Raw genomic sequence first — 15,185 nt, forward strand, 5'->3', positions numbered from 1 at the left:
CTGGAGGAGAACACGATGACCCCCGAGCAGAGCGCCTGGTTCGCCGAGACGTTCGACACGCTGGTGTCCAACGTCGGGCAGGCGCTGCTGGGCAAGGACCGGACGATCCGGCTCGCGCTCACGGCGATGCTGGCCGAGGGGCACCTGCTGCTCGAGGACGCGCCCGGCACGGGCAAGACGTCGCTCGCGAAGGCGCTGGCCGCGACGGTGCAGGGCACGCACCACCGCATCCAGTTCACGCCGGACCTGCTGCCGTCGGACGTCACGGGCGTGACGATCTACGACCAGAGCACGCACAAGTTCGAGTTCCACCAGGGGCCGGTCTTCGCGTCGGTGGTGCTCGCGGACGAGATCAACCGCGCGTCGCCGAAGACGCAGGCCGCGCTGCTCGAGGTCATGGAGGAGGGGCACGTCACGGTCGACGGCGTGACCCACTCGGTGGGCCGGCCGTTCATGGTCATCGCCACGCAGAACCCGATCGAGCAGGCGGGCACGTACCGGCTGCCGGAGGCGCAGCTCGACCGCTTCCTCATCAAGACGTCGCTCGGCTACCCGGACCGCGCCTCGACGATCGAGATCCTCGCCGGTGCGCGCGACCGCACGACGAACCTCGCGCCGCGCATCACGACGCAGGCGGTCGGCACGATGGCGGACCTCGCGCGGACCGTGCACATCGACGACGCGGTGCTCGACTACGTCGCGCGGCTCACCGAGGCGACCCGCACCGACGCGCAGACGGCGCTCGGCGCGAGCGTCCGCGGCGGGCTCGCGCTCGTGCGCTGCGCGAAGGTGTGGGCGGCGGCCTCGGGCCGCGAGTACGTGCTGCCCGACGACGTGAAGGACCTCGCGCAGCCCGTGCTCACGCACCGGCTCGTGCTCGACACCGAGGCGGAGTTCGCGGGCGTGCGCGCGGACGACGTGCTCGAGCGCATCCTCGAGACGACGGCGCCGCCGGTCCTGCGAGCCGTGTGACGGTGTCCGTGCGCATCTCGCCCCTCGGCTGGGGGACGGCGGTCGTCGCCGTCCTCGGCCTCGTCGTGGGCCGGTGGCTCGGCTGGCTGGAGGCCGCGGCGGTCGGTGCGGCGCTCACGGCGGTGCTCGTCGTGTCCGGGCTCATGGTGCTCGGCCGGTCGCGGTTCGGCGTGACGCTGGACCTCGCGGACCGGCGCGTGCGGGTGGGGGAGCGGGCGGTCGGGCGCGTCGAGGTCCGCAACGCGGGCCGGCGGCGCTCGTTGCCGGCGCGGATCGAGCTGCCGGTCGGCGTCTCCGTCGCGGAGCTCGCGGTGCCGGGGCTCGGGCCGGGCGCGTCGCACGACGAGCTGTTCGCCGTCCCGACGTCGCGCCGCGCGGTCGTCGTGGTCGGACCGGTCCGCTCGGTCCGCGGCGACCCGTTCGGTCTGGTGCGCCGCAGCGTCCGCTGGACCTCGCCCGTCGAGCTGTTCGTGCACCCGCTGACCGTCGGCCTCACCGGGTCGGGGTCGGGCGTGCTGCGCGACCTCGAGGGGCAGTCGACGCGCGACCTGTCGGACTCCGACCTGTCGTTCCACGCGCTGCGCGACTACGTCGCGGGTGACGACCGCCGGTACATCCACTGGCGCACGACGGCCCGGCGCGGCGCACTCATGGTCAAGCAGTTCGAGGACACGCGGCGGACGCAGACGGTGATCGCGCTCGCGACCGACCCGCGCGACTACGCCGACGAGGACGAGTTCGAGCTCGCCGTCTCCGTCGTCGCCTCGCTCGCCGTCCACACGATCCGCGAGCAGCGTGACCTCGAGGTGCTCGCGGGGCCGGGGTCGCTGCGCGTGCAGACGCCCCCGCTGCTGCTCGACGACTGCGCGCGCCTGGCGATGACCGACGGCGGCGCCGGTGCCGCTCTGCTCGGCCGCCGGGTGGCGCGCGAGACGCCCGACGTCTCGGTCGCGATCCTGGTGACGGGCTCGGAGGCGGACGACGCGACGCTGCGGCTCGGTGCGCGACACGTCCCGACGGGGACGCGCACCCTGGTGCTGCGCTGCCGCCGCGGTGCCGAGGTGGCGGTGCGCACGCAGGGGACGCTGAGCATGGCGACCGCGGGGGCGCTGTCGGACCTCCCGCGGCTGCTGCGGCGGGTGGTCGCGTGAGCGCACGTCCGGTGATCGGCGTGCGGACCGCGCGCGCCGCGACGGTCGACGTGGCGGTGCTGGTCGGCGCGCTCGCGCTCGTGCTCGTGCCCCTGCTGCCCGTCTACGGCGGCCTCGCGGCGCTGCCGGCGATCGTCGGTGGGCTGCTGCTGGGTGCGGGCGTCGCGCTGTGGGCCGCGGCGCGCCGCTGGTCGGCCGCGGTGACGGTCGCCGCCGTCACCGTGGCGTACCTCGTCGCCGGGGGACCGCTCGCCGCGCCGTCGACCACGGTCGCGGGCGTCGTGCCGACCGCGCGCACGGCGGTCGAGCTCGCCCGCGGCGCCGCCGCGACCTGGAAGCAGGTCCTCACGCTCCAGCCGCCGGTGGGCACGAGCGGGTCGCTCCTGGTCGCGGCGTACCTGCTCGCGCTCGTCGGGTCGGCGGCCGCGGTCACGCTCGCGCTGCGCGTGCGCGGGCCCGCGGCGGCGGCGCTCGCCGCCGTGGTGCCGCTCGTCGTCATGGTCGCGGTGATCCTCCTCGGCACACGTGAGCCCGTCCCGCCGCCCGCGCTCACGGGCACCGTCGCCGTCCTCGCGCTCCTGCCGTGGGCGGCCGCGCGCACCGGGCTGCTGCGTCCGCGGCGGGTCGTCGCGCTGGGCTCGCTGGTCGCTGTCGCGGTCGCGGCCGGCGTGGTCGGCGCGCCCGCCGTCGTCGGCGACACCCCGCGGTACGTCGTGCGCGACGAGATCGTGCCCCCGTTCGACCCGCGCGACTACCCGAGCCCGCTGTCCGCGTTCCGGCACTTCGTCAAGCTCGGCGAGGACACGACGCTGCTGACCGTCGAGGGCCTGCCGGACGGTGCGCGCGTGCGGCTCGCGACGATGGACCGCTACGACGGCGTCGTGTGGAACGTCTCGGGCGACGGCTCGGCCGACGCGTCGGGGGAGTTCCGCCGGGTCGGGGACGTGCTGGAGCCCTCGGTCGAGGGCGACCGTGCCCGCGTGAAGGTCGAGGTCGGCGCGCTCACGGGCGTCTGGCTGCCGACCGTCGGGATGGCGACGTCGTTCGACCTCGGGGCCTCGTCGGGTGCGCTGCGGTACAACGACGCGACCGGTGCGGCGGTGCTGGTCGGCGGCGTGCGCCAGGGCATGACGTACGACGTCGACGTCGTCGTGCCGCCCGTGCCGGAGACGACCGAGATCGGCTCGGCCCCCGCTGCCGCCGTGACGCTGCCCGAGGTGGCCGGCCAGCCGGACGTCGTCGCCGTCACCGCGCCCGACGTCGCGCGCGACGCGGGCGACCCGGTGGAGGTCGCGAGCGCGCTCACCCAGTGGCTCTCGGAGAAGGGCTACTTCAGCCACGGCGTGGCACCCGAGGACTACCCGTCGCTCTCGGGGCACGGCGCCTACCGGATGACGACCCTGCTCGGCGGCGACCTCATGGTGGGCGACGGCGAGCAGTACGCGGCCGCGCTCGCGCTGCTCGCGCGCGAGATGGGCCTGCCCGCGCGCGTCGTGCTCGGCTTCGAGCCCGAGCCGTCGGGCGGCGCGCCGGTCGAGCTCACGGGCGACGACATCCGCGCGTGGGTCGAGATCGCGTTCACCGGCTACGGCTGGGTGCCGTTCGACCCGACGCCCCCGCCCACGCAGACGCCGCAGGAGGACCAGCAGCAGGCGCCCACGCAGCCCGACCCGCAGGTCGTCCAGCCGCCCCCGCCGCCGCCGGACGCCGTGACGCCTCCCGACGAGGACACCGAGCAGCCGACGACCGACGACCCGCAGGACGACGCGGACGCCAACGCCGTGTGGCGGCTCGTCGCGCGGATCGCCGCGATCGCGTCGATCCCGGTCGTGCTCCTCCTGCTGCCGTTCGTCGTCGTCGGGGCGCTCAAGGCCCGGCGCCGTCGTCGGCGGCGTCGCCGCCCCGACACCGTGGGGCGCGTCGCCGGAGGCTGGGAGGAGGTCGTCGACCACGCACGCGACCTGCGCCGGCCCGTCCCGGACCTCGCCACCCGGCGGGAGGGGGCACGCGCGCTCGCGGACGCGTTCGCGGGCACGCCGGGCCGGCAGGCCGCCGCGGTCGCCGCGTCGGTCCACGAGCTCGCGGGGCACGCCGACCGTGCGGTGTTCGCCGCCGCCCGGCCGTCGGAAGCCGACGCGGCCGCGTACTGGCAGCGCGTCGAGGCTGCCGTCGCTGCCATGACCCGTACCGTGAGCTGGCGGCGGCGCGTGCGCGCCCGCCTGTCGACGGCGTCGTTGCGTGCCGGCCGACGGCGAGCGCGAGCCGCCGGTGCGGCGGCGGGCTCGGGTCCGCCCGGCCGTCGCGGCCGGCGGGGCTCGGGGGCGGCGCCGACGCCTCGCGGGACCTGACCGCAGCCGCGGCGCCCCGCCGCACGACCTGAGCCACCCGTCACCGCACCACCGCTCGACCGTCCGACCCGAGGAAGTCCACGTGCAGCCCGTCGCCCCGCTCCACCCGCCGTTCCGGTCGGCGATGCCCGCCGACGAGCCGCCCGCGGGCCTCGGTCGCCGCTTCCTCGCCGGCGCGATCGACGCCGCCGCCGCGGTGGCGCTCGGCGGCTGGCTCGTCCTGCCGTGGTGGCTCGCCACGGCCCGTGCGGCGGCGACGGGCGAGCAGCCGCCGGCCGCGGGTGCGGGAGTCGCGGTCGGTCTCGCGGTGATGCTGATCGTCGCGGCCGCGCAGTGGGTGCTGCACGGGCGAACGGGCGCGACGCTCGGCCGCTTCGCGCTCGGGATCCGCACGCTCGACGTCGAGACGCGACGGCCCATCGGCGTCGGCCGGGTGCTCGTCCGCGGCCTGGTGGTGGCGGCGGGTGCGCTCGTCCTCGGTGTCGGCCAGGTCGTCGTGCTGCTGTCCCCGCTGCTCGACCGGACGGGTCGCCGCCGTGGGTGGCACGACCTCGTCGCGCGCGACGAGGTCCTCGTCGTCCGGGGCACCTCGCCGGCGGGGCCTCGCGGTGCCCACGCGTGGGACGCCGCCGAGCCGGGCCCCGTGCGTCGTGAGGTGCCCGCCGGTCCGGCGGAGCCGGCGACGGTGACCTCGCCCGTGCGGGTCCCGCGGTGGGCGGCCGCCCAGACCGGCGGGACCGAGCAGCTCGCCGAGTGGTTCGACGACGCGCCCTCGCTCGTCCTGGCCCCCGTGACGCCGGCGCGCAGCGGCCCGGACCTCGACACCCGCGCGCTCCCGATCGTGCGCGCCGCGGCGGCCGCACCGACGGCCCCGCCCGTGCCGGCGACCGGCCTGGACCCGGAGCTCGAGCTGACCCGACCGGCGCCGCGCCGCCCCGACGTGCGCGTGGCTCCCGCGCGCACGCGCCCCGTGCCGACGGCTGCGGAGTTCGAGCTCAGCGACGGCCGGCGTCTGACGGTCGAGCGCACCGCGCTCGTGGGCCGCAACCCCGCGACGGTCGCCGACGTCCAGCTCGTCCGCGTGGTCGACCCGGCCCGCTCGGTGTCGAAGACGCACCTCCAGGTCGGCGTCGAGCCGGGTGGCGTGTGGGTGGCCGACCGCGGCTCGACCAACGGCACCGTCGTGACCCTGCCCGGGGGCGGCCAGGTGGTGTGCCAGGTCGACCACCAGGTGCGGCTCCGCGTCGGGGCGACGGTCGTGTTCGGCGACTGCTGGATGCGTCTGGTCCGGGCGCCGGAGTCGGCGGGCGTGTCCTAGAGTCGGCCTCATGGCCGGGAGGCGATCGGCTGCGCGGATGCAGCTCGTCGAGGTGGACGAGTCGCCTGCGCCGCAGACCCGCCCGGAGCACCCCGACAACCCCGCGAGCGCGCTGGCCGCGCCCTCGGCCGAGCCCACCGTGCGAACCCCGTTCACCCGGGTGGCGCGGCGGTGGTGGCCGGTCGCCGCGGTCGTCGTCGTGGCGGTCGTCGTGACGGTCGGCGCCGCCGTCGCGCGGGACCGCGCGTTCGTCGAGCGCATCGCGGCCGTCCCGGGGCTCGTCCGGCCGCTCGACGGTGAGCCGGCGATCCGCTGGAGCGCGCCGGCCGCACCGCACCGGGGCGCCGTGGTGGCGGCGGACGGGGCGCTCGTGCTGGTGTCGGCCCAGGACGGGCGTTGGCTCGTGACTGCGCACGCCGCCGACGACGGCAGGTCGCTGTGGACGCGGGACCTGGCCCCGGTGCAGCGCTCCGGGTTCGAGAGCAGCCTCGTCGCGTGCCCGTCGCGCGGGGAGGACGTGGGCTCGCTCGTGGTGTGCCTCGTGACGGAGCCCCGCGTCGTGTACTCGGACGACGCGTCGATCGACGAGCCGGCGCACACCCGGGTCGTCACGCTGGACGCCGCGTCGGGCGAGGAGCTGGGTGCGTGGGAGGTCGACGACGCGCTCGTCGAGGCCGGCCGCGTCGGTGACGACCTGGTCCTCGTGACGCTCGACGACGCGGGGCACGCGGTGGCCGAGAGGCGCGCGGTGGTCGGGGGCGGGGCGCGCTGGAGCTACACGACCCCGGACGTGCTGGAGTCGATCACGCTCAGCCGGGTCGCCGGCGCGAAGGTCGCGCGCGACGTCGTGGTGGTGGAGGGCGTCGTCACGACCGTGCTCGACGCGGACGACGGTGCGGTCCTGACCGCGGGTGCGCCCTACCGGAACCTGCAGGTGGCCGCGCTCCGGGACGGCTTCGCGACGTGGGCGACGGTCGGCGGCGGCCAGGTGCACGACGCCGACGGGTCGCAACGGTTCGAGGTCGACGGTCTCCCGGTGCCGTTCTCGCTCGACGACGGGACGGCGCCGGACGTGCTCGTCGTGGACGACGGGTCGCGCCTGCGGGGCGTGGACGCGGCGACGGGACGCGTGCGGTGGTCGACGGAGACGATGCTCGACGTGCGCGCGCGTGTGTCGGAGCGGCTGCTCGTGTCGGGCCTGAGCCGGTTCGGGGTGGTGGACGCAGCGGACGGACGCGTGCGCTGGGTGTCCGACGCGGGCGACCCGATGCCGTGGGCGCCGCTGACGGACGGCGCGCTCGTGCTCGCGCCGGGCCTGTCGCCGGGCGGGTCGGCGCAGCTGGTGGGGCTCGGCCTCGACGACGGCGTGCGCTACTGGGCGTTGGACCTGCCGGGCCGCGTGCAGCGGGTCGACGGCGTCGGCGGCGTGCTCGTGGCGCGCACCGCGGACCAGGCGCTGGTCCTCGGCTGACCCGGGGCCCCGGCCGGCACCGGCACCTCCCCGGTGGCACGGGGGCGGGGTTACCGTGAGCGCATGGGGGCGGCCGGGCCCAGCCCTGCGCTGCAGCGCGTCCCTCTCGACGAGGTCGACGAGGCCGACGCCGGGGCGGACGCGCGCCCGCCGTCGGCGTTCCAGCGCGCGTCCCGGCTCGCCGGAGCCTGGTCCGGCTGGCGCGCCCGCAGCCCGTGGCGGGCGGTCGGGGTGTTGCTCGGCTCGCTCGGCCTGGCGATCACGCTCGCGGTGGGCACGCCCAGCCTGGTGACCGCGCACGAGCGCAGCACGGTCCTGCGGCCGGGGGCGTTCGACGGCGCCATCCGGACGACGACGGCCCCCGCGGTCCGGTGGACGGTGCGCGTGGACGACCGGGTGCCGCCGCTGCTCGTCGGTGACACGGTCGTCGTGGCGACGGGACCCGGTCCCGACGACCGGTCGCTCGCGGGCCTCGACGTGGTGACGGGTGCGCTGCGCTGGCAGCAGCCGCTCGGGGTCGACCCGCGACCCGCGGAGGTGCGGTGCCTCGAGGTCGACGCGCGGGTCGCGTGCACGCTCGGCCCGGACCAGGTGGACGAGCGCGTCGCGACGCGGTCGGGCCTCCCGCCCGCGCAGGACGCGGCCGCGCTGGTGCTGCTCGACCCCGCGACCGGCGAGGTGCTGCGGCGCGCGCCGACGCCGGGTCGGGTCGTCTCCCTCGCGACGCACGACGCGCTCGCGGGCGACGTCGTGCTCGCGGCGATCGCCGACGGCGTCCTGACGATCCGCCGCCTCGACCCGGCGACGGGTGCGGCGCGCTGGGTCGCGACTCGGCCGTCGACGTTCCCGGCGGCCTCGACCTCGCGCGTCCACCTCTCCGTCGGCGGCGGGCTCGTGGTCGCCACGGCGGAGGGCAGCACGCTCGTGGTGCACGTCGACGACGGTGCGGTCGTGCCGCCCCCGGTGGACGCGGCCGGCACGGACGAGACGGCGCTGCTGTCCGACGGGACGCTGGTCCGGACGCGCTACCGCGTGCACGCCGTCGGCGTGGACGTCGTCTCGGAGCTGTCGCGCGGCGACGCCGAGCCGTGGCTGACGACGCGCGGCGTGCCGGTGGAGCCGATGGTCAGCGACGGCTCGTCGTCGCTCGTCTTCACGTCGAGCGTGCTCGCGGGCGGCCCCATGGGTGGCCGTGTGCGCGCGTACGCCCCGGGGCGCGCGGACCCGGCGTGGCACGCGCTGACCCCGGCACGCGAGATCGCGGTCGACGCGGGCGGTCGCGTGGTGCTGCGGGCGGCGGGTGCACTCGTGGGGCTGGACGTGGCGACGGGCCGGACGGTGTGGCGGCGCACGTTCGGGCTCGGCATGGGGCCCGTGTTCTCGGACGGCCGCCTCGTCGTCGTCCAGCGCACCGCGCCCGGCGACGGCTCGTCGCTCGTCGCGCTCGACCTGCGCTCGGGCGCGCCGGAGTGGGTCGCGCCGCTGCCGGCGGGGGCCCGGACCGTCGTGCAGCTCGGGGCGCACCTGTACGTCGTGTCGGACGACGCCCTCACGGCGCTGCGCTGAGCCGTCCGTGCGCCGGCCGCGTTTGCCGGGCGCCGGGGCCGTGGGGGTAGTGTGACGACGTGCTCGCACGCACCCTCCTCCTTCGTCGCCGCGGCGAGGCCCTGTAGAGGCCGCACCCTCGCCGCGGTGTTCCCTGTGCGCCGGCCGCCCCAGCCGCACCGCCACGAAGGAGCGTCACCCCCATGAGCTATCTCGAGACGAGCCCCCAGCAGCCGTCGCCCATGCCGGTCCACAAGTACCGGCCGTTCCACGAGCAGATCCGCGTCGACCTGCCCGACCGCACCTGGCCCGACAAGCGCATCACGCAGGCGCCGCGCTGGTGCGCCGTGGACCTGCGGGACGGCAACCAGGCGCTGATCGAGCCGATGAACCCCGCGCGCAAGCTCGAGATGTTCGAGCTGCTGGTGCAGATGGGCTTCAAGGAGATCGAGGTCGGCTTCCCGTCGGCGTCGCAGACGGACTTCGACTTCGTGCGGATGCTCATCGAGGAGGGGCGGATCCCGGACGACGTCGTCATCCAGGTCCTCACCCAGTCCCGCGAGCACCTGATCGAGCGCACGTACGAGGCGATCGCGGGCGCCAAGCAGGCGATCGTCCACCTGTACAACTCGACGTCGACCCTGCAGCGCGAGGTCGTGTTCCGGTCCGACGAGGACGGCATCGTCGACATCGCCGTCTCGGGCGCGCGGTTCTGCAAGAAGTACGAGGAGCTGATCCCGGACACCGAGGTGTTCTACGAGTACAGCCCCGAGTCGTACACCGGCACGGAGCTCGAGTTCGCGGTGCGGATCTGCAACGCGGTGCTCGAGGAGCTCAAGCCGACGCCCGACAAGAAGGTCATCGTCAACCTGCCCGCCACGGTCGAGATGGCGACGCCGAACGTCTACGCGGACTCGATCGAGTGGATGAGCCGGAACCTGCGGTACCGCGAGAATGTGATCCTGTCGCTGCACCCGCACAACGACCGCGGCACGGCCGTCGCGGCCGCGGAGCTCGGCTACCTGGCCGGCGCGGACCGCATCGAGGGCTGCCTGTTCGGCAACGGCGAGCGGACCGGCAACGTCTGCCTGGTGACGCTCGGCATGAACCTGTTCAGCCAGGGGATCGACCCGCAGCTCGACTTCTCCGACATCGACCACATCCGCCGCACGGTCGAGCGCTGCAACCAGCTGCCCGTGCCCGAGCGGCACCCGTACGGCGGCGACCTCGTCTTCACGGCGTTCTCCGGCTCGCACCAGGACGCCATCAAGAAGGGCCTGACGGCCATGGAGGCGACGGCCGCGCGCGAGCACAAGAGCGTCGACGAGCTCGTCTGGGCGGTCCCGTACCTGCCGATCGACCCGAAGGACGTCGGCCGCTCGTACGAGGCGATCATCCGCGTCAACTCGCAGTCCGGGAAGGGCGGCATCAGCTACCTGATGAAGTCCGAGAAGGACCTCGATCTGCCGCGCCGCCTGCAGATCGAGTTCTCGCAGGTCGTGCAGCGGCACACCGACGAGCACGGCACCGAGGTCACGGCCGACGAGCTCTGGCGGATCTTCGAGGACGAGTACCTGCCCGTCGAGCCGGGCTCGGCGACGCCGCCGTGGGGGCGCCTGAAGCTGCGCGGCACGCGCGCCACGAGTTCCGAGGACGGGCCCGACTCCCTCGTCGTGGACCTCGTCGACCGTGGCGAGGTCCGCACGCACGAGGGCTCCGGCAACGGCCCGGTCGCGGCGTTCGTCGACGTGCTGCGGGGCATCGGCATCGACGTCGCGGTGCTCGACTACGCCGAGCACGCGCTGTCGTCCGGCGGTGACGCGTCCGCGGCGGCCTACGTCGAGTGCGCGATCGGCGACCAGATCCTGTGGGGCGTCGGCATCGACCCCTCGATCACGACCGCGTCGCTCAAGGCGATCATCTCGGCCGTCAACCGGTACGAGCGCTGATCCGCGCCGTCCCGCAGCACGTGCAGCAGGGCCGTCCGGCGCGTCCGGGCGGCCCTGCGCGCATCGTGTCGGACCCGCGGGGGAGAATGACCCGGTGAGCCTCTACCGCGACGAGGCGATCGTGCTGCGCACCCACAAGCTCGGTGAGGCCGACCGCATCGTGACCCTGCTGACGCGCAGCCACGGCAAGGTGCGCGCCGTCGGCAAGGGCGTGCGCCGCACGTCGTCGCGCTTCGGCTCGCGGCTCGAGCCGTTCATGCACGTCGACGTGCAGCTCTCCACGGGCCGCTCGCTCGACATCGTCACGCAGGCCGAGACGCTCGGTGCCTACGGCCGGCCGGTGTGCGAGGACTACGCGCTCTACACCGCCGGGACGGTCATGCTCGAGACTGCCGAGCGGCTCGTCGAGGCCGAGCACGAGCCCGCGCTCCAGCAGTACTGGCTGCTCGTCGGCGCGGTCCGCGCGCTCGCGACCCGTGAGCACGCCCCCGGTCTGGTGCTCGACTCCTACCTGCTGCGTGCGCTCGCGGTCGCGGGGTGGGCGCCGTCGTTCACCGACTGCGCGCGCTGCGGCGACCCCGGCCCGCACCACGCGTTCGCGGTCGCGTCCGGCGGGGCGGTGTGCGGCGCGTGCCGCCCGCCCGGCGCCGCCGCGCCCGCACCCGAGACGTTCGCGCTGCTCGCCGCGCTGCTCGCGGGGGACTGGTCGGTCGCCGACGCGAGCGCCGAGCGGCACCGCGGCGAGGGCAACGGGCTCGTCGCCGCGTTCTGCCAGTTCCACCTGGAGCGCCAGCTCCGCTCCCTGCCCCTCGTGGAACGGGTCTGACCGCCGGGACGCCTCGCGCTCGCTAGGGCGCCCGATCGCGGCCGAGCCACGTGCGCGCCCGCCGGCGGCTGACGAGCGTCCCGTCCGGCGCGAACGTCTCGCGGAACCCACTGATCGTGGTCCCGACGCATCCCGGCGCGCTGAGGTCGCACCGGATCCATCGGTCGCCGTGCTTCTGCGGCCTGACCACCGCGCCGCCCGGGAGTCCCACGGCCACCTCGCCGGGCTCGTCCCCGCCGACCAGGACCGCGCACTGCTCCGGTACGGGCCACTCGTCGCGGGCGTCGTCGTCGGAGTAGACGCATTCCAGGTTCGACAGGTATCCGTCCTGGTCGACGAAGCAGATGACGGTGCGTGGGGTGCCGTCGGTCCGTCCGACCTCCAGCAGGTCGACGGGCAGCATCGACCGGCCCGGCGGTGCGGGCGGGGCGCTTGCCCTGTCGACGTGCGGCGTGATCGACGGGCAGCCGCACGTGCAGTTCGGCTCCACGCCCGTGATGTGCTCGACCTGGCGGCGCAGCTCCGCGGCGCGCGGGAAGTCGATGGACAGCAGGCGATCGAGCACCCGCAGCTCGACGTCGGAAAGAGTACGCACGCCTGAGCGTCCCACGACGCGCCGGCGTCCCCGAGGTGTCGGAACGGTGGTCACCTGGTCGGAGGCCGGTCACGCCGGACCACGTCGGCCCGCCCGCCGGGCAGAATGTGCGGGTGCCGAACCCCGTCGTGCCCCCGTACCCGCACCCGTCCGGGGAGCGTGCCCCGGCGATCCCGAAGCAGTTCGTGCCGAAGCACGTGGCCGTCGTGATGGACGGCAACGGGCGGTGGGCGAACGCGCGCGGGCTGCCGCGGACCGAGGGGCACCGGGCGGGGGAGGCGTCGCTGCTCGACGTCGTCGCCGGGGCGATCGAGATCGGCGTCGAGTACGTGAGCGCGTACGCGTTCTCGACCGAGAACTGGTCGCGGTCGCCCGACGAGGTGCGGTTCCTCATGGGCTTCAACCGCGACGTGCTGCGCCGACGTCGGGACCTCATGAACTCGTGGGGCGTGCGCGTGCGGTGGGCGGGTCGGCGGCCGCGGCTGTGGCGGTCGGTGATCTCCGAGCTGGAGGAGGCCGAGCAGCTCACGAAGGACAACACGACGTGCACGCTCACGATGTGCGTCAACTACGGCGGTCGTGCCGAGATCGCCGACGCCGCGCAGGCCATCGCGCGCGAGGTCGCCGCGGGGCGGCTCAAGCCGGACCGGATCAACGAGAAGACGTTCGCGCGCTACCTCGACGAGCCCGACCTGCCGGACGTGGACCTGTTCCTGCGCTCGTCGGGGGAGCAGCGCACGTCGAACTTCCTGCTCTGGCAGGCCGCGTACGCGGAGCTCGTGTTCCTCGACGAGCCGTGGCCCGACGTGGACCGGCGGCACCTGTGGCGCGCGGTCGAGACGTATGCCCGCCGCGACCGCCGGTACGGGGGAGCGGTCGACCGGCCGGGGACCGCGCCCGCCTGAGCACGTGCGGCGGCCGAGCCAGGACGCGGGTTGCGGGAGCACCGGCCCTCACCTGCACGGATGTCGGCGGTCGCCGCTACGGTTCCGGCCATGACGCTGCGACCCGCGATGGTGACCTTCGACACGCTCGACGCGACGACGCTCGCGGACTGGTGGGCCCGGCAGACGGGCGGCACGGTGCGCGACGACAGCGACGGCTGGTACGTCATGGTGCTGCCGTCGGCGGCGGGCGGACCGGTGCTCGCGTTCCAGAAGGTGCCGGACCCGACGCCGGGCAAGAACCGCCTGCACGTCGACCTCGCGGCGGCGGACCGCGAGGCCGAGGTCGACCGCCTGCTCGGCGACGGCGCGACGCTCGTCGGGCGGCACGAGCACGAGGGCTTCCAGTGGGTCGTCCTCGCAGACCCCGACGGGAACCAGTTCTGCGTCTCGCAGGAGCACGCGGCCTCCTGACGACGCGAGGGGTCAGGCGTCGCTCTCGGCGGCGTGTCGACCGGGGTGCGTCGGCTCGTGCTCGGCGGTGGCGGCGTTGCGCTGCAGCCGGCGTCGCACGACCCAGCCGATCGCGACCGCCAGCAGCAGGACCACGGCGATCGCCGCGACGGGCGAGGCGACGAAGAGCCGCACGCCCGCCCAGACGGCACCGAAGCCCACGGTCGCCCAGATGACGGCCCACGCGAGCGAGCCGGGGATCGACGCGAGCGTGAAGCGGAGGTACCGCATGCGGATCAGCCCGGCAGCCGCGAAGACCGCCGTCTGGAGGCCGACCGTCAGGTAGGCGAGCGTGACGGCGACGGCGCCCCACCGCCGCACGAGGTCGAGGCCGCGCTGGGCCGCGCGCGTGCTGGTCCAGCGTTCGAGGTGCTCCATCGTCGACCGCCACCACGCGAAGCCCCGGTCGGAGTCGTGCACGTACTGCGCGCCCCGTGTGACGCCGCGCCCGGCCCAGTAGGTCGCGTGCGAGCGGGCCAGCACGATGAAGAACAGCAGGACGACGGCGATGCCGACGGGCACGGTCGCGAGCCCGAACGCCGAGATGGGGTCGTCGTCCACGCGCCGATCCTAGGTCGCGCGGGACCCACCGGCCGGGTCGTCGGTCCCGAGCGGGCTCGTCGCAGCCGTGGCACCGCCGGCAGGCGTCGCAGCCGGTGGCGGGTTCGGTGCGACCGTGCCGCGGGCCGGCGTGGCGACCGTCGTGACGGGGTCGTCGCACACGTCGTCGACGATGAGCACGTCGTCGACCATGTCGGGGTGCGGGTCGTCGTCGGGGCGGTGCCGCTGGAGCGCGGGGCGCAGCGCGGCGGCGACGGTGTAGACGACGATGGCGAGGACGACGATGGTCGCGCCGGGCGGGATGTCCTGCCAGTAGGTCAGTCCGAGGCCGACGACGCTGACGACGACCCCGATGACGCTCGCGAGCGTCATGGTGCGGCCGAACGAGCGCGCGTAGAGCTGCGCGATCGCGACGGGCACGATCATGAGCGCGCTGACCAGCAGCAGCCCGACGACGCGCATCGCGATCGTCACGGTGAGCGCGGCGATCGTCGCGACGAGCATCGACAGCAGCCGCACGGGCAGGCCGCTGGCACGCGCGAACTCCTCGTCGTGAGACACGGCGAAGAGCGCGGTGCGCAGCCCGAGCCCGACGCCGAGCACGAGCGCGGCGAGCGCGACGGTCCACCACAGGTCCGTCGTCGAGACGGTCGAGATGGACCCGAACAGGTAGCTGATGAGGTTGGCGTTGGTGCCACCCGCGACCTTGATGAGCAGCACGCCGCCCGCGATGCCGCCGTAGAACATGAGGGCGAGCGCGAGGTCGCCGCTCGTGCGGCCGCGCTCCCGGACGAGCTCGATGACGACCGACCCCACGACGGCGGCGACGACGGCGCCCGGCACGGCGAGCGCGTCCTGCGGGACGAGCCCGACCCACGACCCGACGAGCCAGCCGAGCGCGACACCGGTGAGCGCGACGTGCCCGATCCCGTCGCCCATGAGCGCCATCCGGCGCTGCACGAGGAACGTGCCGACGACCGGTGCGGCGGCGCCGACGAGCACGGCGGCGAGCAGCGCGCGCTGCATGAGCGGCGACGTCAGCATCTCGACGA

General features: G+C 75.3%; 13 protein-coding genes. 10 read left to right on the plus strand and 3 right to left on the minus strand.

The features are described 5' to 3' along the window. Positions 1–15: 15 nt before the first annotated feature. The 8 genes from OMK64_RS05870 to recO all read left to right on the plus strand — a co-directional run bounded on the left by OMK64_RS05870 (position 16) and on the right by recO (position 11,580). Positions 16–972, plus strand: a complete 957-nt coding sequence (locus OMK64_RS05870) for an AAA family ATPase (RefSeq protein ID WP_272727152.1) — start codon at positions 16–18, stop codon at positions 970–972. A gap of 8 nt (positions 973–980) precedes the next feature. Continuing rightward, positions 981–2,123 (plus strand): DUF58 domain-containing protein, encoded by a 1,143-nt coding sequence (locus OMK64_RS05875; RefSeq protein ID WP_272727153.1) that lies wholly within the window; start codon positions 981–983, stop codon positions 2,121–2,123. Further along, on the plus strand, positions 2,120–4,471 hold the full coding sequence (locus OMK64_RS05880; RefSeq protein WP_272727154.1) for a transglutaminase-like domain-containing protein: 2,352 nt from the start codon (positions 2,120–2,122) through the stop codon (positions 4,469–4,471). The genes OMK64_RS05875 and OMK64_RS05880 overlap by 4 nt, the downstream gene beginning before the upstream one ends. A gap of 82 nt (positions 4,472–4,553) precedes the next feature. Continuing rightward, a complete protein-coding gene (locus tag OMK64_RS05885; protein WP_272727155.1) occupies positions 4,554–5,789 on the plus strand; it encodes an RDD family protein in 1,236 nt (411 codons plus the stop codon). Positions 5,790–5,799: 10 nt separating this feature from the next. Continuing rightward, entirely contained in the window at positions 5,800–7,260 is a 1,461-nt protein-coding gene (locus OMK64_RS05890) for a hypothetical protein (protein WP_272727156.1), read from the plus strand. 63 nt (positions 7,261–7,323) lie between these two features. Beyond that, positions 7,324–8,826: a BamB-related PQQ repeat family beta-propellar protein gene (locus OMK64_RS05895; RefSeq protein ID WP_272727157.1), complete on the plus strand. Its 1,503-nt coding sequence runs from the start codon at positions 7,324–7,326 to the stop codon at positions 8,824–8,826. A gap of 182 nt (positions 8,827–9,008) precedes the next feature. Next, positions 9,009–10,754 carry a 2-isopropylmalate synthase gene (gene leuA, locus OMK64_RS05900; protein WP_272727158.1) on the plus strand — a complete coding sequence of 582 codons (1,746 nt, stop codon included), beginning with the start codon at positions 9,009–9,011 and terminating at the stop codon, positions 10,752–10,754. Between the two features lie 94 nt (positions 10,755–10,848). Further along, entirely contained in the window at positions 10,849–11,580 is a 732-nt protein-coding gene (recO, locus tag OMK64_RS05905) for a DNA repair protein RecO (protein ID WP_272727159.1), read from the plus strand. 22 nt (positions 11,581–11,602) lie between these two features. Here recO and OMK64_RS05910 read toward each other — a convergent pair whose 3' ends face one another. Then, positions 11,603–12,175, minus strand: coding sequence for a hypothetical protein (locus OMK64_RS05910; protein ID WP_272727160.1), 573 nt, complete (start codon positions 12,173–12,175; stop codon positions 11,603–11,605). A gap of 113 nt (positions 12,176–12,288) precedes the next feature. Here OMK64_RS05910 and OMK64_RS05915 point away from each other — a divergent pair, with 113 nt between their 5' ends. Together OMK64_RS05915 and OMK64_RS05920 are read left to right on the plus strand one after the other, a co-directional pair. Further along, positions 12,289–13,080: an isoprenyl transferase gene (locus tag OMK64_RS05915; RefSeq protein WP_272727161.1), complete on the plus strand. Its 792-nt coding sequence runs from the start codon at positions 12,289–12,291 to the stop codon at positions 13,078–13,080. 90 nt (positions 13,081–13,170) lie between these two features. Next, the gene (locus tag OMK64_RS05920) at positions 13,171–13,533 is read left to right on the plus strand and encodes a VOC family protein (RefSeq protein ID WP_272727162.1); all 363 of its coding nucleotides are present in this window, start codon (positions 13,171–13,173) and stop codon (positions 13,531–13,533) included. Positions 13,534–13,545: 12 nt separating this feature from the next. Here the strand turns inward: OMK64_RS05920 and OMK64_RS05925 are convergent, their stop codons facing one another. After that, positions 13,546–14,133: a DedA family protein gene (locus tag OMK64_RS05925; protein WP_272727163.1), complete on the minus strand. Its 588-nt coding sequence runs from the start codon at positions 14,131–14,133 to the stop codon at positions 13,546–13,548. Positions 14,134–14,142: 9 nt separating this feature from the next. Continuing rightward, positions 14,143–15,177, minus strand: a complete 1,035-nt coding sequence (locus OMK64_RS05930; RefSeq protein WP_272727204.1) for a metal ABC transporter permease — start codon at positions 15,175–15,177, stop codon at positions 14,143–14,145. Positions 15,178–15,185: the final 8 nt, after the last annotated feature.

Origin of the sequence: Cellulomonas fimi (genome assembly GCF_028527925.1) — a bacterium.
Classification (GTDB): Bacteria; Actinomycetota; Actinomycetes; order Actinomycetales; family Cellulomonadaceae; genus Cellulomonas; species Cellulomonas fimi_C.

Excerpts from the sequence above, each read along its gene's own strand:
- OMK64_RS05895 (WP_272727157.1), top strand. The coding sequence starts at position 7,324 with ATGGGGGCGGCCGGGCCCAGCCCTGCGCTGCAGCGCGTCCCTCTCGAC.
- OMK64_RS05920 (WP_272727162.1), top strand. The coding sequence starts at position 13,171 with ATGACGCTGCGACCCGCGATGGTGACCTTCGACACGCTCGACGCGACG.
- OMK64_RS05890 (WP_272727156.1), top strand. The coding sequence starts at position 5,800 with ATGGCCGGGAGGCGATCGGCTGCGCGGATGCAGCTCGTCGAGGTGGAC.
- OMK64_RS05930 (WP_272727204.1), bottom strand. The coding sequence starts at position 15,177 with ATGCTGACGTCGCCGCTCATGCAGCGCGCGCTGCTCGCCGCCGTGCTC.
- leuA (WP_272727158.1), top strand. The coding sequence starts at position 9,009 with ATGAGCTATCTCGAGACGAGCCCCCAGCAGCCGTCGCCCATGCCGGTC.
- OMK64_RS05870 (WP_272727152.1), top strand. The coding sequence starts at position 16 with ATGACCCCCGAGCAGAGCGCCTGGTTCGCCGAGACGTTCGACACGCTG.